Source organism: Catonella morbi ATCC 51271 (assembly GCF_000160035.2).
GTDB classification, from domain to species: Bacteria; Bacillota; Clostridia; order Lachnospirales; family Lachnospiraceae; genus Catonella; species Catonella morbi.
The window spans coordinates 337,579-358,147 of record NZ_KI535369.1 but is presented as its reverse complement, the minus strand read 5'-3'; the positions used below and the strand labels follow the sequence as shown (position 1 = coordinate 358,147).

General features: G+C 34.8%; 24 protein-coding genes. 12 read left to right on the top strand and 12 right to left on the bottom strand.

Annotated elements, in window-relative coordinates:
* Positions 1-188 precede the first annotated feature (188 nt).
* From GCWU000282_RS12325 to GCWU000282_RS16075, 7 genes are all read left to right on the top strand, one after another.
* On the top strand, positions 189-809 hold the full coding sequence (locus tag GCWU000282_RS12325) for a TetR/AcrR family transcriptional regulator (RefSeq protein ID WP_023355474.1): 621 nt from the start codon (positions 189-191) through the stop codon (positions 807-809).
* Between the two features lie 178 nt (positions 810-987).
* Positions 988-1,572 carry an MptD family putative ECF transporter S component gene (locus tag GCWU000282_RS12320; RefSeq protein WP_035040726.1) on the top strand — a complete coding sequence of 195 codons (585 nt, stop codon included), beginning with the start codon at positions 988-990 and terminating at the stop codon, positions 1,570-1,572.
* Entirely contained in the window at positions 1,573-2,304 is a 732-nt protein-coding gene (locus GCWU000282_RS12315; protein WP_023355472.1) for an energy-coupling factor transporter transmembrane component T, read from the top strand.
* Positions 2,305-2,307: 3 nt separating this feature from the next.
* Positions 2,308-3,768, top strand: coding sequence for an ABC transporter ATP-binding protein (locus GCWU000282_RS12310; RefSeq protein WP_023355471.1), 1,461 nt, complete (start codon positions 2,308-2,310; stop codon positions 3,766-3,768).
* A 186-nt stretch (positions 3,769-3,954) separates the two neighbouring features.
* Positions 3,955-4,260, top strand: coding sequence for a hypothetical protein (locus GCWU000282_RS12305; protein ID WP_023355470.1), 306 nt, complete (start codon positions 3,955-3,957; stop codon positions 4,258-4,260).
* Positions 4,261-4,443: 183 nt separating this feature from the next.
* Positions 4,444-5,733, top strand: a complete 1,290-nt coding sequence (locus GCWU000282_RS12300; protein WP_023355469.1) for an MFS transporter — start codon at positions 4,444-4,446, stop codon at positions 5,731-5,733.
* A complete protein-coding gene (locus GCWU000282_RS16075) occupies positions 5,723-6,838 on the top strand; it encodes a helix-turn-helix domain-containing protein (RefSeq protein WP_023355468.1) in 1,116 nt (371 codons plus the stop codon). Before GCWU000282_RS12300 ends, GCWU000282_RS16075 begins: the two co-directional genes overlap by 11 nt.
* Before the next feature lie 217 nt (positions 6,839-7,055).
* On the opposite strand, the gene GCWU000282_RS12290 is transcribed toward GCWU000282_RS16075, so the two are convergent.
* From GCWU000282_RS12290 to GCWU000282_RS12250, 9 genes are all read right to left on the bottom strand, one after another.
* On the bottom strand, positions 7,056-8,351 hold the full coding sequence (locus tag GCWU000282_RS12290) for an ATP-binding protein (RefSeq protein ID WP_023355467.1): 1,296 nt from the start codon (positions 8,349-8,351) through the stop codon (positions 7,056-7,058).
* 222 nt (positions 8,352-8,573) lie between these two features.
* Positions 8,574-9,086 (bottom strand): hypothetical protein, encoded by a 513-nt coding sequence (locus GCWU000282_RS12285; RefSeq protein WP_023355466.1) that lies wholly within the window; start codon positions 9,084-9,086, stop codon positions 8,574-8,576.
* A gap of 224 nt (positions 9,087-9,310) precedes the next feature.
* Complete coding sequence (locus GCWU000282_RS12280) at positions 9,311-9,664, bottom strand: hypothetical protein (RefSeq protein WP_023355465.1); 354 nt, start codon at positions 9,662-9,664, stop codon at positions 9,311-9,313.
* A 350-nt stretch (positions 9,665-10,014) separates the two neighbouring features.
* Positions 10,015-10,257: a hypothetical protein gene (locus GCWU000282_RS12275; protein ID WP_035040723.1), complete on the bottom strand. Its 243-nt coding sequence runs from the start codon at positions 10,255-10,257 to the stop codon at positions 10,015-10,017.
* Positions 10,258-10,376: 119 nt separating this feature from the next.
* On the bottom strand, positions 10,377-10,604 hold the full coding sequence (locus GCWU000282_RS12270; RefSeq protein WP_023355463.1) for a GHKL domain-containing protein: 228 nt from the start codon (positions 10,602-10,604) through the stop codon (positions 10,377-10,379).
* Positions 10,605-10,626: 22 nt separating this feature from the next.
* On the bottom strand, positions 10,627-11,304 hold the full coding sequence (locus GCWU000282_RS12265) for a LytR/AlgR family response regulator transcription factor (RefSeq protein ID WP_023355462.1): 678 nt from the start codon (positions 11,302-11,304) through the stop codon (positions 10,627-10,629).
* 52 nt (positions 11,305-11,356) lie between these two features.
* Positions 11,357-11,644, bottom strand: a complete 288-nt coding sequence (locus GCWU000282_RS12260) for a hypothetical protein (RefSeq protein ID WP_023355461.1) — start codon at positions 11,642-11,644, stop codon at positions 11,357-11,359.
* A 444-nt stretch (positions 11,645-12,088) separates the two neighbouring features.
* Complete coding sequence (locus GCWU000282_RS12255) at positions 12,089-12,703, bottom strand: superoxide dismutase (RefSeq protein ID WP_023355460.1); 615 nt, start codon at positions 12,701-12,703, stop codon at positions 12,089-12,091.
* A gap of 36 nt (positions 12,704-12,739) precedes the next feature.
* On the bottom strand, positions 12,740-12,943 hold the full coding sequence (locus tag GCWU000282_RS12250; protein WP_023355459.1) for a CsbD family protein: 204 nt from the start codon (positions 12,941-12,943) through the stop codon (positions 12,740-12,742).
* 715 nt (positions 12,944-13,658) lie between these two features.
* On the opposite strand from GCWU000282_RS12250, the gene GCWU000282_RS12245 reads away from it, so the two are divergent.
* From GCWU000282_RS12245 to GCWU000282_RS12225, 5 genes are all read left to right on the top strand, one after another.
* On the top strand, positions 13,659-14,063 hold the full coding sequence (locus GCWU000282_RS12245) for a YbgA family protein (protein ID WP_023355458.1): 405 nt from the start codon (positions 13,659-13,661) through the stop codon (positions 14,061-14,063).
* The gene (locus GCWU000282_RS12240; protein WP_023355457.1) at positions 14,047-14,415 is read left to right on the top strand and encodes a TIGR02328 family protein; all 369 of its coding nucleotides are present in this window, start codon (positions 14,047-14,049) and stop codon (positions 14,413-14,415) included. The genes GCWU000282_RS12245 and GCWU000282_RS12240 overlap by 17 nt, the downstream gene beginning before the upstream one ends.
* Positions 14,416-14,527: 112 nt before the next feature.
* The gene (locus GCWU000282_RS12235) at positions 14,528-16,036 is read left to right on the top strand and encodes a phytoene desaturase family protein (protein WP_023355456.1); all 1,509 of its coding nucleotides are present in this window, start codon (positions 14,528-14,530) and stop codon (positions 16,034-16,036) included.
* On the top strand, positions 16,033-16,998 hold the full coding sequence (locus GCWU000282_RS16070; protein ID WP_023355455.1) for a phytoene/squalene synthase family protein: 966 nt from the start codon (positions 16,033-16,035) through the stop codon (positions 16,996-16,998). The genes GCWU000282_RS12235 and GCWU000282_RS16070 overlap by 4 nt, the downstream gene beginning before the upstream one ends.
* A gap of 47 nt (positions 16,999-17,045) precedes the next feature.
* Positions 17,046-18,497, top strand: a complete 1,452-nt coding sequence (locus GCWU000282_RS12225; protein ID WP_023355454.1) for a DUF92 domain-containing protein — start codon at positions 17,046-17,048, stop codon at positions 18,495-18,497.
* 58 nt (positions 18,498-18,555) lie between these two features.
* On the opposite strand, the gene GCWU000282_RS12220 is transcribed toward GCWU000282_RS12225, so the two are convergent.
* The 3 genes from GCWU000282_RS12220 to GCWU000282_RS12210 form a co-directional block, all read right to left on the bottom strand.
* Positions 18,556-18,804, bottom strand: a complete 249-nt coding sequence (locus tag GCWU000282_RS12220; protein ID WP_084295392.1) for a methyltransferase — start codon at positions 18,802-18,804, stop codon at positions 18,556-18,558.
* A gap of 343 nt (positions 18,805-19,147) precedes the next feature.
* Positions 19,148-19,513 (bottom strand): hypothetical protein, encoded by a 366-nt coding sequence (locus tag GCWU000282_RS16065; RefSeq protein WP_051384189.1) that lies wholly within the window; start codon positions 19,511-19,513, stop codon positions 19,148-19,150.
* A 41-nt stretch (positions 19,514-19,554) separates the two neighbouring features.
* Positions 19,555-20,163 (bottom strand): helix-turn-helix domain-containing protein, encoded by a 609-nt coding sequence (locus GCWU000282_RS12210; RefSeq protein ID WP_023355451.1) that lies wholly within the window; start codon positions 20,161-20,163, stop codon positions 19,555-19,557.
* Positions 20,164-20,569 lie beyond the last annotated feature (406 nt).

The window sequence follows — 20,569 nt, the reverse complement described above, 5'->3', positions numbered from 1 at the left end:
CAAAGAAATTTTAGTTATAGTTTTATAATGATACTATATTCATTTGGAAATCTGTCACCAAAACCTCTGTTTTTACTCAAAGAATGAATTTAGCAAACAATTCTTCAATTTGTTTACTATTAAGCTACAGTTATTGACAACTAACTTCAACAAATATATAATGATAGCAAAGTTATCAAAGGAAAAATATGGCAACTGAAAAATATAAAATTACACACGATAATATACTGGAAAGTGCTAAAAGACTTTTTTTAAAAAATGGCTATGAACGGACAAATCTTAGAGAAATATGCAAATTTGCCGGTGTTACAACAGGTGCCTTTTATCGGCATTTTGAAGATAAGGCGGCTATTTTTGAGGCTCTTGTGGATGAAGCGGCAAACGGTCTTCTTTCAAGATTTGATATGGCTGAGAAAGAATGCTTTGACTACATTAATGCAGGAAACACAGATGAAATCTGGAAGATTTCACTGGATACTATAGCCGAATTTATTCACTATATTTACAGGTATTTTGATTCATTTAAGCTAATTCTCTGTTCTTCTGACGGAACAAAATACAGTGACTATATTGACAGACTTGTTGAGCGCGATTTGCGAAGCACCTACCGAATGTTTGATGTGTTAGATACAAAAGGAATTTCATATCATCGCGCTACCGACAATGAGCTCCACATGATTTTGCATGCCTATTATGCCTGTATTTTTGAAACAATATTACATGACTTCAGTGAAGAAACAGCTTTAGATTCTATTCAGAGTCTTGCAGAATTTTTCTCTGCAGGTTGGAGAAAATTATTCATGCTATGATATCGCCGCAATAATGCGGCATATTTTGTGAAGCAAAAGATAACTAAGTAATCATTTTGAACTATGTCTGAATTAATATAAAGAGATAGTGCTATGACTACAAAAAAGAAAACTTATAATTATGTTTTGTATCCCTTGGGGTTCAAATAAATTTCATATTTTTAGGAGGTATTTTGTAATGCAAAGTAACAAGTTAAATGCAAAGGATCTGATTAATGTCGGAATTTATACCGCTATATATTTAGTGGTGTTTTTCGTGATAGGTATGTTAAATGCCATTCCTGTCCTATATCCGCTTACGTATTTTATAGCACCTGTTGTAACCGGCATACCATTTATGTTGTTTCTAACTAAGGTAGACAAATTTGGCATGGTTTCTATCATGGGAGTTATTCTTGCTGTATTCTGGTATCTTATGGGCTACACCTATATACCTACGATTACATATATTTTGGCAGGAGTGCTGTCGGATCTGATCTTCAGTTTTGGAAAATACAAGAGCTTCAAGTTTGATGTGATTGGATACTGGATTTTCTCCTGTGGAATGATAGGCTGTGCTGCTCCTATGTGGCTTATGACAGCTACTTATATGGAGCAGGTAAGAGTTGCCATGGGAGATGAGTATGTAGCAGGGATTGCTAAGTACATGCCATCCTGGATGGGCTTTGCAGGCATAGGCATCATCTTAGTTTCTTCTATAATTGGCGCATTTCTTGGAAGAAAGATGCTTAAAAAGCACTTTGAAAGGGCAGGAATTGCATAAATGAAAGAAAATGTATATCATCCGCCAAAACATAGGGGAATTTATCTTGATCCACGCACAAAGGTTCTTTTTATGTTTGTACTTGCAACATTGATATTTTTTGTTCAGGAGAACTTACTCTTGAACTCTGTACTTGTATTTATTCCAATACTTTTACTGCTGTCAGACCATAGATATCATCCGGCTTTTATTTACGGAAGCTTATTTGCAGTTGCAATATTTGCAAAGGTGTGCGCCGGGAAGGCAGAATTTCCATACCTGATTGCTATGATATTAGGCTTGATTGTTGAACTCATATTTCGTTTCTTTCCGGTATTTATGTTTGGTTACTACATTATCAAATCGACAAAGCCGAATGAATTCATATCTGCAATGAACCTGTTGCATGTTCCGGAGGCCTTTATTATTCCGGTTTCCGTAGTTTTTAGATTTGTACCTACCCTGAGTGAGGAAAGCAAATCCATAGGTAATGCGATGAAAATGAGAGATATAAGATTCGGAACTCCTAAGTTTTTTAAAAATCCTGCAATGATTTTGGAATATAGAGTAATTCCTCTAATGATGTCCATAGCAAAAATAGGAGAAGAACTTTCAGCCGCAGCAATCTCAAGAGGACTTGGGGGGCTAAAAAAACGAAGCTCGCTGGTAGAACTTAGGTTTGGAATTTATGACTTAGGAATAGCGGTTTTAACCATTATTTTAGTCACTTGGACAATACTGGGGAGAATATAAGTTATGATTGAATTAAAAAATGTATCCTTTTCTTATCATACCGAGGAGCTTAACTCAGGTGTTTATAATATAAATTTAACAATCTCCTCAGGGCAGACAGTATTACTTTGCGGAGCTTCAGGCTGTGGAAAAACCACAATCACAAGGCTGATTAACGGACTTGCCCCTGTCTACTATCAGGGAGAGTTGAAAGGAGAAATATTAATTGATGGAATAGATTCATCTAAAGTTACTTTATATGAACTGTCTAAGAAAATAGGTTCTGTTTTCCAAAATCCCCGTTCCCAGTTTTTCAGTGTGGATTCTACAAGTGAAATTGCTTTTGGCTGTGAAAATACAGGTATTCCAAGAGAAGAAATGTATAGGAGGATAGGACAGGTAGCCGGTGACCTTAACATAGAATCTCTGCTTGATCGCAATCTTTTTGCCTTATCAGGCGGAGAAAAACAAAAAATTGCCTGTGCCTCCGTTTCTGCAATGCAGCCTGAAATCTTAGTCCTTGATGAGCCTTCATCCAATCTGGATTTGCATACAATTTCTGACTTGAAAGAAGTTATCCGAAAATGGAAGGAACAAGGCAAGACAGTAATCATTGCTGAACACCGCCTATATTATCTGATGGAGCTTGCTGACCGGATAGTATATATGGAAGATGGGAAAATAGTTAAGGATTTATACATAGACGAATTTAGGAAAATTGAGGAAGAAGAACTACATCAGATGGGGCTTCGCTCCGGAGAGCCGGTGAAATTTGAGGAAAAAGAAAGTAAATGTAATCGTGAGACTTTCTGTTTTAGCAATCTCTCCTTTTCCTATGGTAAACAAAAATTTTTGGATATACCTGAAATACAGATACCTTATGGAGCGATTGTCGGTATCTTGGGCTATAACGGAGCCGGAAAGTCAACTCTTGCAAAATCAATCTGTGGGCTTGAAAATAAGACAAAAGGCAGTCTTAATTATAAAGGAAATACCATTTCTGCCAAAAACCTGCGAAGTAAAAGTTATATGGTTATGCAGGATGTCAACCACCAGTTATTTACAGAAAGTGTGCTGGATGAGATTCTTCTAAGTATGGATGAGGATGACGAGAATGCTAAAGAAAAGGCAAAGGAAATTCTTAAAGATCTAAATCTTATTAAGTTTCAGAAATTACACCCACTCTCCCTATCAGGCGGTCAGAAGCAGAGAGTGGCGATAGGCAGTGCCATTGCATGTAACAAAGAACTCTTAATCTTTGATGAACCCACAAGCGGACTTGATTACAGACATATGTTAGGTGTTTCAGAGCTTTTAAAGAAGTTAAGTAAGGAGGGAAGAACTCTGTTTATCATAACACATGATCCGGAACTTTTGAAAGAGTGCTGTGATTATCTGATTTTTTTAGAAAACGGAAAACTTGCCTGGAGCGGAGGCTGGACAAGGTTAAATACTGAGAAGTTGAACTCATTTTTTGAAACTTAGAAATAATAGGAAACAACTATCTACCGTTAATACCTTAATTTTTACATACAAATGGGCTGCCATGCCGTGCAGCCCTATTACATAGATCTTACAATCTCATATTCTCAAAATTCTCTTGACATAAAATCCGGTTTTAACTTACAATATCACTCAATCTAAATCATAATTTTACCTGATAGGAGGCTAATGAAAACTATAATAGAAAAATTTAAGAAATTCCTCCTTTCTATATGGAAGGAATTAAAAGACCTGAAAACTCTTGCACTATTTTTCGTTGTTGTACTCGTCATCTATTCTCCGGTTTGGGGCGGATACCTGATATATGCCATCTTCCGCTTTCCTTGGAGCTTAACAATGGCAACAGTCTGCCTTGCTTTTTGGGCGGGGCCTTTTACACCCTTCTTTCCGATTTGTATAGCTGTTACGCTTGCAATCAAAAGAGGTGTGAAAAGAATTCGAAGAATAAAACAAAAGAAGCAGGATAAGAAGTAAAAATCTCTGCGGATGCGACAAAAAGATACCCCACCAATCACAGCCCTCCCTAAATAATATTATAAAAATATTCCTATAAGGAAAGTTTTTATTTCCTAATACATACAAATAGTGTATTATATTATCAGTAGTTTTTCATTAAAATGAAGCCATAAATAAGTTATCAAACAAGGAGGCTTCACAATGAAAGATACTGAGAACAGAGGTAATTATTTAAAAATATTAAAAGAAAGTGAATATAGAAAGCTACTGTTTTCGAATTTAATTACCAGATTCGGGGATTCTGTGGAATCAATTGCATTCACTTGGGTTGTATATCAGATAACCAACAGTGCCGCCTGGTCAGCTATAGTTTTTGCTCTCAACATGCTTCCAAACGTTATAGTTCAGCCGTTTGCCGGTGCAATTGTGGAGAAAATGAACAAAAAACGAGTGGTAATTGCCACCCATTTTTTGAGGGCATTACTTATAACTTTATTTATTATATTATTTGAACTTGGTTATGTTAATCCGCTGATTCTATCCTGTTTTACTTTAATTATTACCACGGCGGAATCCTTTAATCTTCCGGCCGGCACCGCATTTACCGCTCAGGTAATAAAGAGGGAAGATATAAATGCGGGAATGAGTCTTAATTCTGTATTTACCAATGCTGCCTCACTTGTCGGAAGCGGAGCTGCAGGCTTCATTATTGCAAAGCTCGGTGTTGAGGCTGCGATGTTTATAGATGTATCAACCTTCATAATTTCGGCTATTCTTATCGGACTGATTAAAGAAGCCTCTAACGCTGTTTCGAATAATACAGACAGTACAAAAAATAATTCTTCGGGATATATAAAAATGCTCAAAGAAGGGATTGTTTATGTATTTAAAACTCCCGTAGTGAGAAATTTCTGTGTAATATGTATTGTCCTCAATTGTATGTTGATTCCGCTTAACGCACTTCAGGCACCGATAGCGGATGATATTTTCGGGATGGGGAGTGAGCTTTTAAGCTTTGCCGGGATTTTTGCTTCTATCGGAGGCATTGTGGGAGCGGTTCTTTTACCTTATATCGCTAAAATATTATCTCCGCTCAAAATTACAATTCTGGGAACATTTCTGTTAATTATCGGAATGGCTTGTATACCTGCGGGAAAGCTTGTTAAAGGCAATGCACTTCTTTCATACATATTGATCAGTGCCTCTTTTTTTATAATGGTATCAGCGTCATCGCTGGTTATTGGGATAATTAACATACAGTTTATGAAGTGTGTAGATCATAACTACATGGCACGGGCGGCTGCGTTTTTTAATTCTTCTGTGGTAGCCTCTATGCCAATCGGTTCTTTTATTGTGAGTGCATTTATTTCACATATCAGTGTGATATATATGCTTATCGGAAGTACTGCAGTGTCAATAGTAATCCTTGTACTTATTATGATTTTGAGACCTATTTTAGAGAAACCGGAGGAAATGACTAATGAAGCTTAAGCTAAGTGAAAATATCAAGAAATATCGAAAAGAAATGAATCTGACTCAGGAAGGGTTAGCGGAGGCTTTCGGAGTTACTGTCGGTGCCGTATCAAAATGGGAAAGCGGAAGCACCGTACCTGATATTATGACCATGATGGAATTGGCAGACTTTTTTAATATTTCAATGGACATTCTTCTTGGTTACAATATATCATCAAAAACTATTGAAGATATATCCGGCAGAATTATCAGACTGGCAGAAAATCAAAAGTATACAGAGGCTGTGTCTGAAGCAGAAAAAGCCTTGGTTCGCTATCCTGTAAGTTTTAAGATAGTAAGAGCCTGTGCTTCTTTGTATGCAATTCTGTACACAGTTAACGGTAAAGAAGAAGATGCTAAAAAATCGGTGGCTTTACACGAAAAAGCCTTAACCCTTCTTTCTCAAAATGATGATCCGGATTTTAATGAGTTTACTATAAGGATGAATATAGCAAAACTGAAAATCGTCATTGATCCCGATGGTGCACTTGCAGAGTTTAATAAGATAAATTACCTCGGAATTGCCGATACAGATATAGCTCGCCTATTACACAAAAAAGGAGAAACTGATGAGGCTTTAGAGCGGTATACAAAAGCTTTATTCTATAATCTCATGAGGGACTTGGATTTATCACTGAATATGTCTTTGGCAATTGCATCTCGCGGGACTAAAAAAGACTTCAGAGAAGCCTGTGACTTAATAGATAGGAGTATAGCTTATTCAGATTCCGCCAGTTTGGGAAAAAACTGTTACACTTCAAAGCTCAAAGTTATCCTTCTTATAACAAAAGCTTTGGCTCTGTCTTGCTTAAATGAATATGAAAGTATGAAAAGTACGATTGACGAGGCATATGCTTTGGCTAAAAAATATGATGACAACCCTAATAATTCTTTTCGCAACTTCATAAAATTTTGGCATGCCAAAGAAGATTTTAAGCCATTTGCAAGTGATGATTTGGGACAGAGCGCTGTCTGCAGCATAGATAATTTTTTTGCAACCGGACTGTATACTGTACAAAAGGAATTAGAGGAAAATATCTTTGAAGCCAAAAAATATTGGGAAAGTATCAGGAAGCTATTATAGGTCGAACTATGTAACAAAGATTGATAAGGCTGTATACACTCAATCAGAAGTTCATAGTTTTTATTAAAATCATCCCAATTTTAAAGAGATAGTGTTGTTCTTAGAAGATAGCGGCGATGACCCTCTATTATGGCGAAATATACCGGGAAAAAGGAATACCTGCACAGCCGATTTATCCTTTGGTAACAGCTTTGTGAAGTGAAGTAAAGGACATATGCTAAATACAGAATGCAGCATAAAGCGGAACAATTTTTTTGTTATCTTCAAAAGCAAAATTTTTGGCTGAAAGCTTGATAGCATACTCGGGTTTATAGGCATCCATATATACCTTAAGGCTTTTTGCTTTAGTATTATCCGCAGATTTGACTTCAATTGGTATGATTTTGCCCTCCCTCTGTATAATGAAATCTACTTCTGCTCCCCTCTCAGACTCCCAATAATAAGTTTTATATTCATTGATTAACAGTTGTATATTCACATAATTTTCAGCCATGCCACCCTTAAAATCATTTAACTCATCTGACATATATAAAATATCACTTGCCCGTAAATCTTTTTTGGCACATAGTAAACCTGTATCTGAGACATAAATCTTAAATGAATCAATATCACGATAGTTTTCAAGGGGCTTTTTAATTTGCAGAACCTTATACACTTGAGAGGCTATCCCTGATAAGCAAAGCCACTCTATGGTATTTTCAAATTCAGAAGCTCTTCCCCCCTTTTTTACAAGCTTATATTGAAATCTTGTATTTTTCTTCGATAACTGAACTGTTATATTGTCATATGTAAGCCTTGTTTTCTTAATTTCATTTAGATTATTATACTTACTCATATCATTTAAATAACTTGCAAGCAATGTTTCTTGAGTGTGCCTTACAAGAATATAATCTTTTGTTTCAGCGTATTGGAGTACACATTCAGGCATACCGCCAACAACCAGATACTGCCTGTAAAGTTCCATTGCGCTATCGTGTAAAGCTGATGGCATGGCCGTATTATCAGCAAAACATTTTTTAATTTGTTCAACGAGTTTAGCCTCCCCCAGTGCAAGCATAAACTCTTCTATATCCATAGGATAAAGCGTTTTCATATCAACTTTTCCAACAGGAAATGAAAATTTTTCTCTGTTTACTGCAACTCCAAGCAAACTTCCTGCTGCAATTATATGGTATTCAGGCGCATCTTCACAAAAATACTTAAGTGAAGTTAATGCCCTCTCACAAAGCTGTACCTCATCAAACACAATCAGAGTTTTGCCCTTCACAATAGTTTGGTTTGAAATATGTGATAAAATCGGAATAAGATAATCCGGTGCTATATTTTCTTCAAATGTTTTATTTAGCTTTGGGTTCGTTTCAAAATTGAAATATACAACATTTTCATAATAATTTCGTCCAAACTCCAAAATAGAATACGTTTTTCCTACCTGCCTTGCTCCCTGTAAAATCAATGGTTTACGATGAAAACTTTCTTTCCATTTTTTTAAGTAATTTATAATTTTTCTGTCCATAATCACCCCTCCGCTTTATTCACTGATTTTAGTATAACAAATATTCGTGTAAATATAAAGGGGTGCTTTTATATTTTTTACAGTATTTGACAGGAATAATTCACAAAAAATTACGTTATTTAACATGAATATAGCAAGCAATCTGCTGTGTGCTATGAAACTTGCCAAGTTTCCGGGAATGAGGGTGGAAGAGGTGTTTGAATACAGATGAGTTTGTTTTATCTAATGAAACTCCACACTCTTTAGCATGTTAGAGATATCATCTTTATATTTCTCATAAGCACTTTCATCATTAAAAATAATATCTCCGCCATCCGTGGGAGGCTCACTGTTGTCATAGTATATAAACTGATAGCTGATTTTGTTCCCGGTATCAAGCTTTCCGATACGAAGTTTCATCCCGTTATTTGCTGTTATCTCCTCTATATCTGTTACATCTTCTGGGAAAAAGAGCTCCGGAATGCTTCTGTAAATGCTTATTACATTATTGTCGTTCTTATAATATAGCCTTACACCTACAGTCGGAGAATATTCTCTATCGGGGCCTCCCTCCCAACCTTGATCTTCTTCCAAGGTGAAATCAGTATTGTATTTTAGCTTAATGGTGAAATTCCTAGCATCCGACTTAAAGGTATATTCCTTGTATTCCTTACGGAAATATCTTAGATAAATAGCAACAGTTGCCCCTGCGGCGATGACTAAAAGCAGAATCCATATTTTTTTTGAAATTTTCATGTTTCTCCCTTTCTACTTTTTTTGTAAATGGCATATATTTATCTTTTGCAATACTGTCGTAGGTAAAAATTACTTCTCTGGCTTTCATAGGCGTTTGTTCGTATGCTATCACTTCTGTATCTTGGCATACTGTTTTTCATCAGCCGATACTGATAAGTAAAGTCCATTAGCTATTGACGATTCAGTGATTATCGCAAATTGCTACTAACATATTCGTATCAAACTTAATTTATATCTTCTCCATACCATTCTTTATAAGCCCTCTTAAGTGGGGCTTTTTCGTTTTCTCCCGCTTTCATTAATTCAAACAGCTGATAACTCTGCCTATATTTTTCTATACTTTTCGCATTGTTCCCTGTCATCCTGTCAGTTGTATAAGTCTTCTCTTCTACCAAAAATCCAAGTTCATCCCCTCTCTTACAGCTTATAAGGTTTTTAATAACTTTATCTGTTAAATGGATAGAGTCTTCAAATCTATCTATCTCTTCATATCTTGCACATAAATTGACAGATAACAATATAAAAGGAATCTCGTACCTTTTTACATCTATTTTACTTCTTTCATATCCCTTTATCACTTTTTCAAGTATTTCTACACTCTTCCAGAACCTTAAAGAAATTCTTTACACAATCCCCTCTTAAGTTCTTATATTGTAAAAAGATTATTTATATACTTATCTTTAAACTCCTTAACCCGGCAGTTTTCATAGATAATTGATATATGAAATATATTGTACACTATCTAATAATAAAAATCAAACAAGATTTTCTGACAATTTTCTTAAGAATTAGTTTTTTTACAATAATTAATATTAAAAATGATATATTTAGCTTAAAATAACAAGGAGCAATATGTAACCTAATTGTTTTTATTCCGACTGTACTGCATTTAATATTTTATCTTAAGTGAAATAAAAACCATTGATAATTATGTTAAAACGACAAACCACAGGTTATTGTCTTCATAATACAGGTGGCTCCCCTGTCCATCTACTATACAGGTATAACGTATGCCTACGCCTCCTGCCTTAAGGCTTGCCGCCCTCCGTATGTCAGTCACTTTCTGAATCTCATAAATATGGCCGTCTTTCCATATAAAACTCTTTGGAAGCAACCTGCCATCCTTGGTAAACTCTGCCATGACATTTACATAAACTTTACTGTGTTCCATTAAATCCATCCCCTCCCATTAAGTTAGGTATAGCAACCTTTATTAGGAAAACAATACCTATTGCAGAAATCGCCCTTATTTTGCAGAAAACGGCAAAAAAGTGACTTGCAACTTACAAATCACTTTTCTGCTCTATATATTAGTATTGAAAAATAGAATTCTTCCTTATCATTTTGTATGGTGTATGAATCTTGATATTTTTCTATGACATCAATAATATTTTTTATCCCAATTCCAGGTTCATCGCTCTCATATAATTTTGATGTCTGTATTTCTCCATCCTTGATTTCAAGTTTGCCATTATAAGTGTTTTTAACAGATATAATAATATTATCTCCCTCTTGCACAAACTTTAATTTTATAACTTTTTTATCTGTCTTTTGAAATTTTTAACTTGATACCGTTATTCAACACCGCTTTATACCTATATATACTCACTATATGTTTCATATTAATCAGATAACGGTGTATTCGCAAGAAAGCTTTATCTTCCAGTTCTTTTTCAAATTCATCCAATTTTCCATATAGCGAGTATGTATTTAGCTTATCTTCCATGATATGGAAATTCAGCTTATGCAGCTTGCTCTCAATATACAACAATAATTCTAACGAAATATTCTTTACACCTTCACTAAACTTAAATTCTTTCTTTTTTACAGAATAGTTCATTTTTTTGCTTATTGCATCAATACACTCAAATATTAACTCTGCGAAATTTTCATTATTCTTCAAAATATACCTTATGGCATTTACGCTATATCCCTCTACTGCATAGCTAATAAATGCTGTCACAAAAACTATAAAAATATCATTACTGACTTTTCGTATTTCCTGTGCGGTTTCTATTCCGTCAATCTCATCCATATTTATATCAAGAAAAACAATATCATACTTCGTCATATTTATACCCAAATTTATAAACTCATTTCCTGACTCGAATTCATCAATTTCACATGGACAGCCATTCTCATCCATGTATTTCATTATAATTTTATAAATATTTTTTCTAAAGATTTCTTCATCATCACATACAGCAATCTTAAACATTTTCTATACCCCCTACAAAATCAGCATATATCTAACTGAACTTTGCCAACTTTTATAGTTCTAGTTTTATACCTTTTTTTCGCAAGTTCTCTATACACTCAATCAGATATTCCGCATTATGCTCTTTGTAAATTGGGCTTTCTATAATTTTTTCTTCAAGATTACTTTCTTTTATATCCCTTACTTTTTGTATTTTTTCGTGCAGAGATAATATATCTACTTCCATTTCTTTCAAATACTCTCTTATATCCAGATATGCCTTATGCGATTTGCTCAGCACATAATATTTATTTTTTGCCCATAACTCTTCACATTCTTTTTTTATATTCTTGTGCTTCACTTTACGCCTTCTTTCAAAATATTCTAAGCATCAATCTATGAAATACCTCAGTACTTTATACATATTCAAACTTGCTCTAAATCTATATTTTTATCATGCTACCATATATAGCCGTATTAATCTACTCATAACTTAAAATAGTTATTTTTATTATATAATTTCATCACTCCTCAACTTTTGGTTTAACCTTCTCGTTTGAACCTCGTTTAAATTTCACTTACTTTGTTTAATTTTATCTGTCAACACTGTTTACTTCCTTCTTCTCCCACTAAAATTTTTTTCTGTATTTTTTTGTCCTGTATACCTAAAATCTCTTTTGCATAATATTTAATACAACCATATACGTATTGTTTACATGAAAAAAATGTAGCTCCAAAACATAGACAGATGTCCGGTTTCAGAGCTACACTTCAAATAACAATAAATATTTTAGCGATGTTCATATTATTTACGATTTTCGTAATTTTCGCTTACCTTCTCCCAATCCAGAACCTCAAAGAAATTCTTTACATAATCTCCTCTTAAGTTCTTATATTGTAGATAGTAGGCATGCTCCCATACATCAATACCTAGGATAGGAGTATGTTTCCCCTCTTCCATAAAGGGATTATTCTGGTTTGCTGCCTTTGTGGCATAGAGTTTCCCTTCCTCATCTGCAGAAAGAAATGCCCATCCGGAACCAAACTGTCCCAAAGCCAGATTCTGCAAAGTCTCTATCAACTTATCCATAGAACCGAAGTCTTTCTTTATAGCCTCTTCCAAAGCCGCACTAGGTTTCGTCTTCTTCTTTGGACTCATAACAGAAAAATACAGATTATGGTTATAATATCCGCCACCATTATTCTGTAAAGCACTCCTTAAGGCTTCATCGGACACTGAAGACAGCGAAGAAAGAATTTCCTCCACAGATTTGTTCGAAAGTCCTGCCTTCTCAACCGCCTCGTTAAAATTCTTAGTATAAGTAGCATGATGCTTTCCATAATGGGTTTCCATGGTTAGGGTATCAATATGGGGTTCTAAAGCATTAAAATCATAGTCTAATTTTACTTGTTCAAACATAGATTTCCTCCTTGATTAATACTATCCATGTTAAATTTATTCTTTATCTTTATTTATTACATTTTTAACACCTTCAATTGTTCCTTCTATAGCATCTTTAACATCTTCCGCAACTTCTTTGACTTTTGCTGCCGCTTTTTCTGCAGCACCTTCTTTTTCTATTTTTTTGTCGCCGGTTAACTTACCTACACCTTCTTTTACTGCGCCTTTAGCCTGGTCGATTTTCTCTTCAATTGACATAATTATGACTCCTTTACATTAAATTTATATATTTATCTTTAACTCCCTTAACCCAACAGTTTTTATAGATAATTAATATATATGTAATATATTGTACACTATCTAATTACAAAAATCAAACATTTTTTCTGACAATATCCTTTAGAATTAGTTTTTTTGCAATAATTAGCATTTAAATTGATATATTTAGTTTAAAATCACAAAGAACAATATTTGAATCTAATTATTTTTTATTCCGACTGTACTGCCTTTAATATCTATCTTGAGTTGTGTCATGCTTTTGCTCTTAAAAATCGTTTGCGTTCATCAACAACTCTAATATGTTGCTCTTAAACATATTTTTCATACTCAGCTGAATGTGCAGGTTGTTTATAATAAGCTAACCGAATAAGTTGAACGAGTGCTCCACATCCCAATCCACAACCTCCTGCAAAACAAGTGTAGAATAGTAATCAGTTTTCAAGACAAATATCTGAGATATTATATTTCAAATACAATCTCAGCTAAAGGCAATCTAAGAATACCAAGTGAACACCATTGTACTAATACTACATACTACTAATGTTTGTATAATAATTTTATTTATGAGTGGATTAATAAGGCTATATATGGTAGTATGGTTAAAAGATATAGATTTAGAGCAAGTTTGAATATGTATAAAATGCTGAGATATTGCACAGACTGATAATTTGAATATTTTGAAAGAAGGCGTAGGGTGAAGCACAAGAATATAAAAAAAGAATGTGAAGAGTTATGGGCAAAAAATAAATATTATGTGCTGAGCAAATCGCATAAGGCATATCTGGATATAAGAGAGTATTTGAAAGAAAAGGAAGTAGATATATTATCTCTGCATGAAAAAATACAAAATGTAAGGGATGTAGAAGAAAGTAAAAAAGATTTTAGTAATGCCATTCTTCATGTATGGGGATATTTCAAAAAAGAGGCAAGTGAAATTGAAAAACAGGGATTGCTTAATATACTGGAAGAATATATGGAAGGAAAAAACAATCAGCAATCTGTAATTGAATATATCAATACTTTACTAAAGAAGTATCCAAATAAATATTTACAGGAATCTACTTTATTAACAGGAGAAAAAGATGAGACTATGGCATGAACAAATGATTCCCCTATTGCCTAAAAATCAGCTACTGGGTCAACATAGAGAATGTTGTGCGCTTCGGGGAAATGGATGGATGAAGAAACATAAGACAGTAGATTATGTATTTTTATATTCTCCGTATCACTTATTTATTTATCATTCATTAGTTATGGATGAAATGGAAAAAAGGGGGTATAAGGTTTCTGTAGAATGGAGAGATAAGAATTATAGAGGAAAGAAAGCAGAGAATTACTATGATCTTGAAGAAAAAATTATAGAAAGCCCAATTTACAAAGAGCATAATGCGGAATATCTGATTGAGTGTATAGAGAACTTGCAAAGAAAAGGTATAAAATTAGAACTATAAAAGTTTTAATTGTTTATACTACTACAACTCATTGTCCCCAAAGGGGAGAGACGAGCCAATGATTCTTGTAGTAATTTTTTAAGCGGACAAAAACCGCTGTTAAAGGAGGATTATGAAAAGAGTATTGGTTATAGGTGCCGGAATAGGTGGACTTTCTGCAGCAATTCGTCTTCAAAATGCAGGATATCAGGTTGAAATTTATGAGAAAAATGCTGTCCCGGGTGGAAAGATGCATCGATTGGAATTTGACGGACACTCTTTCGATGTGGGACCAACCTTGGTGATGATGCCGTCCATTTATCGTGAAATTTTTGAAATCGCCGGGCGTAATCCGGACGATTATATTCCCATGGTAAAATTGAAGCCGATGTATGATGTATATTTCAATTCGTCTCCTTTAAGATCCTATTCTATTTCAAATGATCTGGAAGAACTGCATAAAATTTTTGAAGATAAGGGTTTTGAAAATTCGATGGGATTATATGATTATCTCAGCTCGATTTACAAGCGTTATCAGATTGCTTTGGAGCATTTTATTACGAAACCCTTCAGATATAAGCGTGACTTTTACAATCCGAAGGTTCTTTGGAATGCCTTGAAATTAAAAACTTTTGACAGTGCGGATCAAATGATGTCAAAATTCATACCGGATAAAGATTTCCAACAGATGCTCAGCTTTCAAACTTTATATATCGGGGTTTCTCCGAAAAAGGGGCCTTCATTATACAATATAATTCCTATGATTGAGTTGCTTTACGGAGTTTGGTTTATAAAAGGCGGAATGTTTACAATGGCCGGTCAGATGGCTAAGCTTTTTGAAGAACTTGGCGGGGTAATTCATTACGAGATGCCTGTAGAAGAAATTATTACGAAGAATAATAAGGTGAGAGGTATTTCGGTTTTGGGAAAAGAAATTTTGGCAGATTCTGTGATTTGTAATGCCGATTTCCCATACGCAATGAAAAATCTGATTCGGAATGATTCCGACAAAGGAAAATATAATGCCGCTAAGATAGATTCTATGGACTACTCCTGCTCCTGTCTCGTATTTTATTGGGGTGTTGAAGGAGTCTATCCGGAGCTTGCTGCCCATACTTTTGTTGTCGCAGATGATTTGGATTCAAATTTGACGAGTATTTTTGACGGAAGCAAAATCAAAGAGCCTTCTGTATATCTTCATATTCCTTCAAATGTGGATTCAACAATGGCACCTGAGGGAAAATCTTCTTTTTATCTTCTGATTCCGGTCTCCGACGTGGAGGCATCGCAGTACGAATGGGATGATGAGACGGTTAATTATTACAGAGAGCATGCCATTTCTACATTGGAGAAGTTGCCTTCTCTGAAAAATTTGAGAGATAAAATCTCTTCCGAGCGCTATTTTACGCCCCGTGATTTCATGAATTCTTTCAATGCCTATCGAGGTGCAACTTTTGGGTTACAGCCGACTTTAACTCAGAGTAATCATCTTAGACCTCAGGCAAAATGTCTTTCCTGCGAAGGGTTATATTTTGCGGGCAGCAGTACACATCCGGGAGCCGGAGTGCCTATTGTTATGCAGAGTGGCAAGATATGTGCCGAAGAACTTCGCCGCGATATGGAAGGAGCGGATTTCTCATGAATTTAGAAGCATCATATCGAGCTGCCAAAAAAGTTATGCGAAAAAATGCATCAAGTTTCTATGCTGCCTTTGAAAAAATTGAAAGGGCAAAGTTTTTAGATATAGCGGCAGTCTATGCTTTTTGCCGATATGCGGATGATTTGGCAGATACAGAATCGCAGAGTAAGGCGATGCGGCTTCAACTCTTAAACCTTTTGGAAGAAGATGTGAAGTCTTTGTACAATAGCAGCAGTCAGAGTGAAAATTATGAAAAATATGCCTGGTGGACTGCTTTTGAGAATACAATTCGAATTCGTAAAATTCCACTTGAAGCATTGCTTGGACAAATAGATGGACAGAGAAGCGATATTAATTTTAAAATTATTGAGAACAAAGATGATTTAATCATATACTGTAAAAAAGTAGCCGGTACGGTAGGGTTAATGCTGGCACCGATGCTCCGGGGGGATAAAGCAGATGAGAGATATGAACTTATTTGTGAAGACTTGGGAGTTGCTATGCAGATTACAAATATTCTAAGAGATGTCGGAGAGGATTTGAGAAACAGAAACAGAATCTATATTCCGCAAACTTTTATGAAAAAATATGATGTTACAAGAGAAGAATTAGAAAATCTTTCTACTTCACAACCCTCCGGGAAAAGTTTGCATTCCTTTTTTCAACCGAATTTTAAAGTGGAGGACAAATTTGTCCATCTATGGGAGGACATGGCTCTGCTCTCAGAGTATTACTACGATGGATTTTATAAGCATTTGTACATGTTTAATTCAGATGCACTCTTTCCGGTGACTGCTGCTGCTGTATTCTATCAGGCAATTTTGGACGAGGTAAGAAAAAATAATTATAATTGTTTTACCAAAAGATGTTATACGAGCACTAAGAGAAAGAGTGAGCTGTTGAAAATAGTGGTTAGCAGAGTTGAAGATGTTAAGAGGAAGAACTTTAATTGTAACGAAGAATAAGAGGGAAAAGGAAAGGTGAACTGACGAGTTCAAGATAAGGAAAATCTATGAATATTTTGTTGATAGGAATATCTTTTGTATATATCTTTGCTATAATTGGTTTTTCGACAATTTTTTTTAAGAAGAATCAAGGAGAGCTGAGCCGTAAATTTATTCATATTATGGTAGGAAATTGGGTTTTTATTTCTGTTTTTTTTACTGAGGTAAAGGCGGCGATCTTCGTTCCGGCAGTATTTATAATTATCAATGCATTGAGTCGAAAATACAATTTGATTTCTTCCATGGAAAGACAGGACGATAGTTTGGGAACGGTATATTATTCCATTAGTCTTTGCGTTACGGTCGCGATTCGTTTTGCTACCGGATGGAACATGTTTCCTATAATCGGAATACTGATTATGGCTTATGGTGATGGTTTGGCTGCGCTCATTGGAGCAAAATTTGGAAAGAGAAAGCCATATTATTTTGCACCGAATAAAACTTTGGCAGGAAGTGTGACAGTCTTTGCTGTAGCGACAGCGGTTACCGCCATCACTCTGCTGACTGTTGGAGAGACTGAACATATCCTGCGAGTTGGCATAGGTATGATTGTTCTAATTTCTCTTTGCAACGGTTTTTTGTCTGCATTTATCGAAGCAGCCGGAATAAAAGGCTCGGATAATTTGACGCTGCCAATAGGTTCGGCACTATTTGCAACTTTGTCATTTTATTATGGTGATATTTACTTTTTCATCTACCTGGCATTCTCAATTTGTGTTCTTTTGATGAGTCTAAAGCTTAGATTGCTTACCGCAGATGGTGTTGTAGCTGCTATCTTGACGGCTATAACACTTTATCTCTTAGGTGGTGTTTGGATTGCTTTGAGTCTATATGCTTTTTATTTTCTGGGAAGCAGTGTCAGCAAAATTAAGAATGAACGAAAGTTAGAGGCAGATCGATTTCAAGAATCTAATGGTGCAAGAACATGGCGTCAGGTAGTATGCAATTCTTTACCGGCTTGCATACTGGTATTTTGCAAATATTATTCACCAAGTAATACGGTGTTTTCCTTACTGAGCTTTGCCGTTTTTGCAGCAGCAACAGCGGATACATTTTCTTCAGAGATTGGTGTACTAGGTAAAGGAAGGGTTTTTAGCATTATCACAGGGAAAAATGTTCAGAGAGGTGTTTCCGGTGGAATAAGTTGGCTTGGATTATTGGCAGGATTGACAGGAGGATTTTTATCGGCTTGGCTGGCTTTTCCGCAGTTTGGATATAAGGGCATTGCATTCGTAACACTTATGGCTTTTGCCGGAACTTTGTTTGACAGCGTTTTGGGAGCATTGTTTCAACGAAAATATTTAACGAATGAAGGTCTTTTTAGCGATAAAAAAGTATATGAGGAGCAAAATCCTGTTCAGGGTTTATCATGGATGTCCAATAATGCAGTGAATCTAATCAGTTTGTTTATTGTCGTTATCGTGGGGCATTTCGTAAATTTAATTTGGAAAATATTTTAAATATTACAATAAAAGGAAGTAAAGCTAATAGCCGGACTTCCTTTTATTATCTCTGTTTCTATAATTTAACTGATTTTGTTGCAATATATGTTTTAATATTCAGTTCATGAAGCCTTCCAAAGCCATTCGTATCTTCATATATATCAAGCAGAGTAAAGCCTGCCTTTAACTGTCCACCTATCTGCTCTGTCATATTGTGAGAAAACTGCATTCCTGCATTTTCTTTAATCATATAATCTTTAGCTGCCTTATCTTTTAATGGACTAAAAGGCATTTTCCAAATAATTTCTTTTTCCTCACTATCCACAATATCTTTCATTATCAAAAGGCAAAGTTTTTGTCATATCACCTTCAATTGCTTTGATATTGTAGCCTTCTCTTTCAGCAATTAAAAATTCGCTTTCTATTTGTTTTGAAGAATAAATATGTTTTCATTATTTAGCTTACCTCCTTAACAACCTTCAATTTGACCAAAAATCCGGGAACCTTTAATGCCCCTTATACTTTTCTTTTTTCTTTTGCTGTTTCAGTTCAAACGTTGTCTGTTCTTCTGTCTCTTTTTTCTTATGAACGCTTTTTTAGAATGGACAGCTCCATACACTATTTGCGTATAAACTTTTAGTAAATTGTACACTTTCTGCTTCCATCCTTCAGCTAATAATAAAGGGAGTCATATAAAGCGGTTTCTTTTTCAGTGTTTTCTCTGCACCGACATCTTTTCCCGATAACAGGTAAAGACCGGTAATACAGTTCCCTGCCAGTGGCATACCACCCACAGCCATATAGACTCTAAGGTCTCTCATCAGTTTTCTGTTTGTGTCCTGTCCTATAGCTTTCCCGGTTTCATAAACTTGCTTTAGCAGTGAATAATTAAAACCTGTTGCATCACAGAACTCTTCATAATCCATAGGATTAATCTGCAATTTCATTTCTTCAATGTTTGTTATACAGTTTTTATACATTTCTTCAAAGTTTATTTTTCTAAAAATATACATTTCTTCAAAGTTTTGGTTCAAAATACACTTCTCTTTTTCTATTCAAATAAAATATTATCTCATTATTTTTCTATTTCCCTTGGAAAATAATAGCTCACAATAACAATTATTGAAAATGGCACAAAAAATATTGCACCCAAAATTATATCATCAGGGTAAGGACCGCTCCAACCAAATCCTAATATTCTTCTTGACAAATATCCCACTATCATAGAAGCCGGCATAAAAGTAAGGCCTATAATATTAGCCCATTTCATCCAAAGTGAAGCTTTTTCTCTTGATATATATTTTCCTATAAAATAAATCATTACTCCTATAGCTTGAATTATCATGGCACCCCATATATCCTCTATTCTCTGGTATTCATGCCATCGTCCAATACCTGTAAATAAGCCTGTAAAAGTAAAAAATGTTGCTATTACATATAAAATCTTACTTATTAACCCTTTATCAGTACCATTTTTCTTTACAGGCTCAATTCCTTTTAGAATATAGTCTGTTGTAACTTCAAAATATTCACTTAATAAAATAACTTTCTCCAAGTCAGGTATACTTTGCCCATTTTCCCATTTTGAAACAGCCTGCCTGGATACATCTATTTTATCTGCAAGTTCTTCTTGTGATATTCCTTTCGCTTTTCTTAATTCCTGAATACGTTCTGAAATGTTCATCTTTTACTCTGCCTTTCTTTTATTTTATTATTCAATAAGAATATCAAAAGCAGCAGTTGCATACTATCATTTATGTATGTCAAACTGTCAACTGTTGGTTGCAATCAGCTAAAATATCGGCTTCCTTTGAAAGTATAAGCTCAAATACCTCACTTCTTTTCCATATTGCAATCACTCCTTCGTATGCTAAGTACAATTTTAACACATAAAGCTTACATATCAAAGAAATTTTGATTAATTTAAGCCAATTCTCTGTTCTTCTGGCGGAATAAAATACTAAAGACCATGACAAAGATAAAAATCGTTGTAACCCACTATACACAAGGAATTACAACGATTTTTGATTATAAAAGTGTCAAAGACAGGAATATATAGATTGCTTTTAAGTAATCCTCTCCGAATGTTT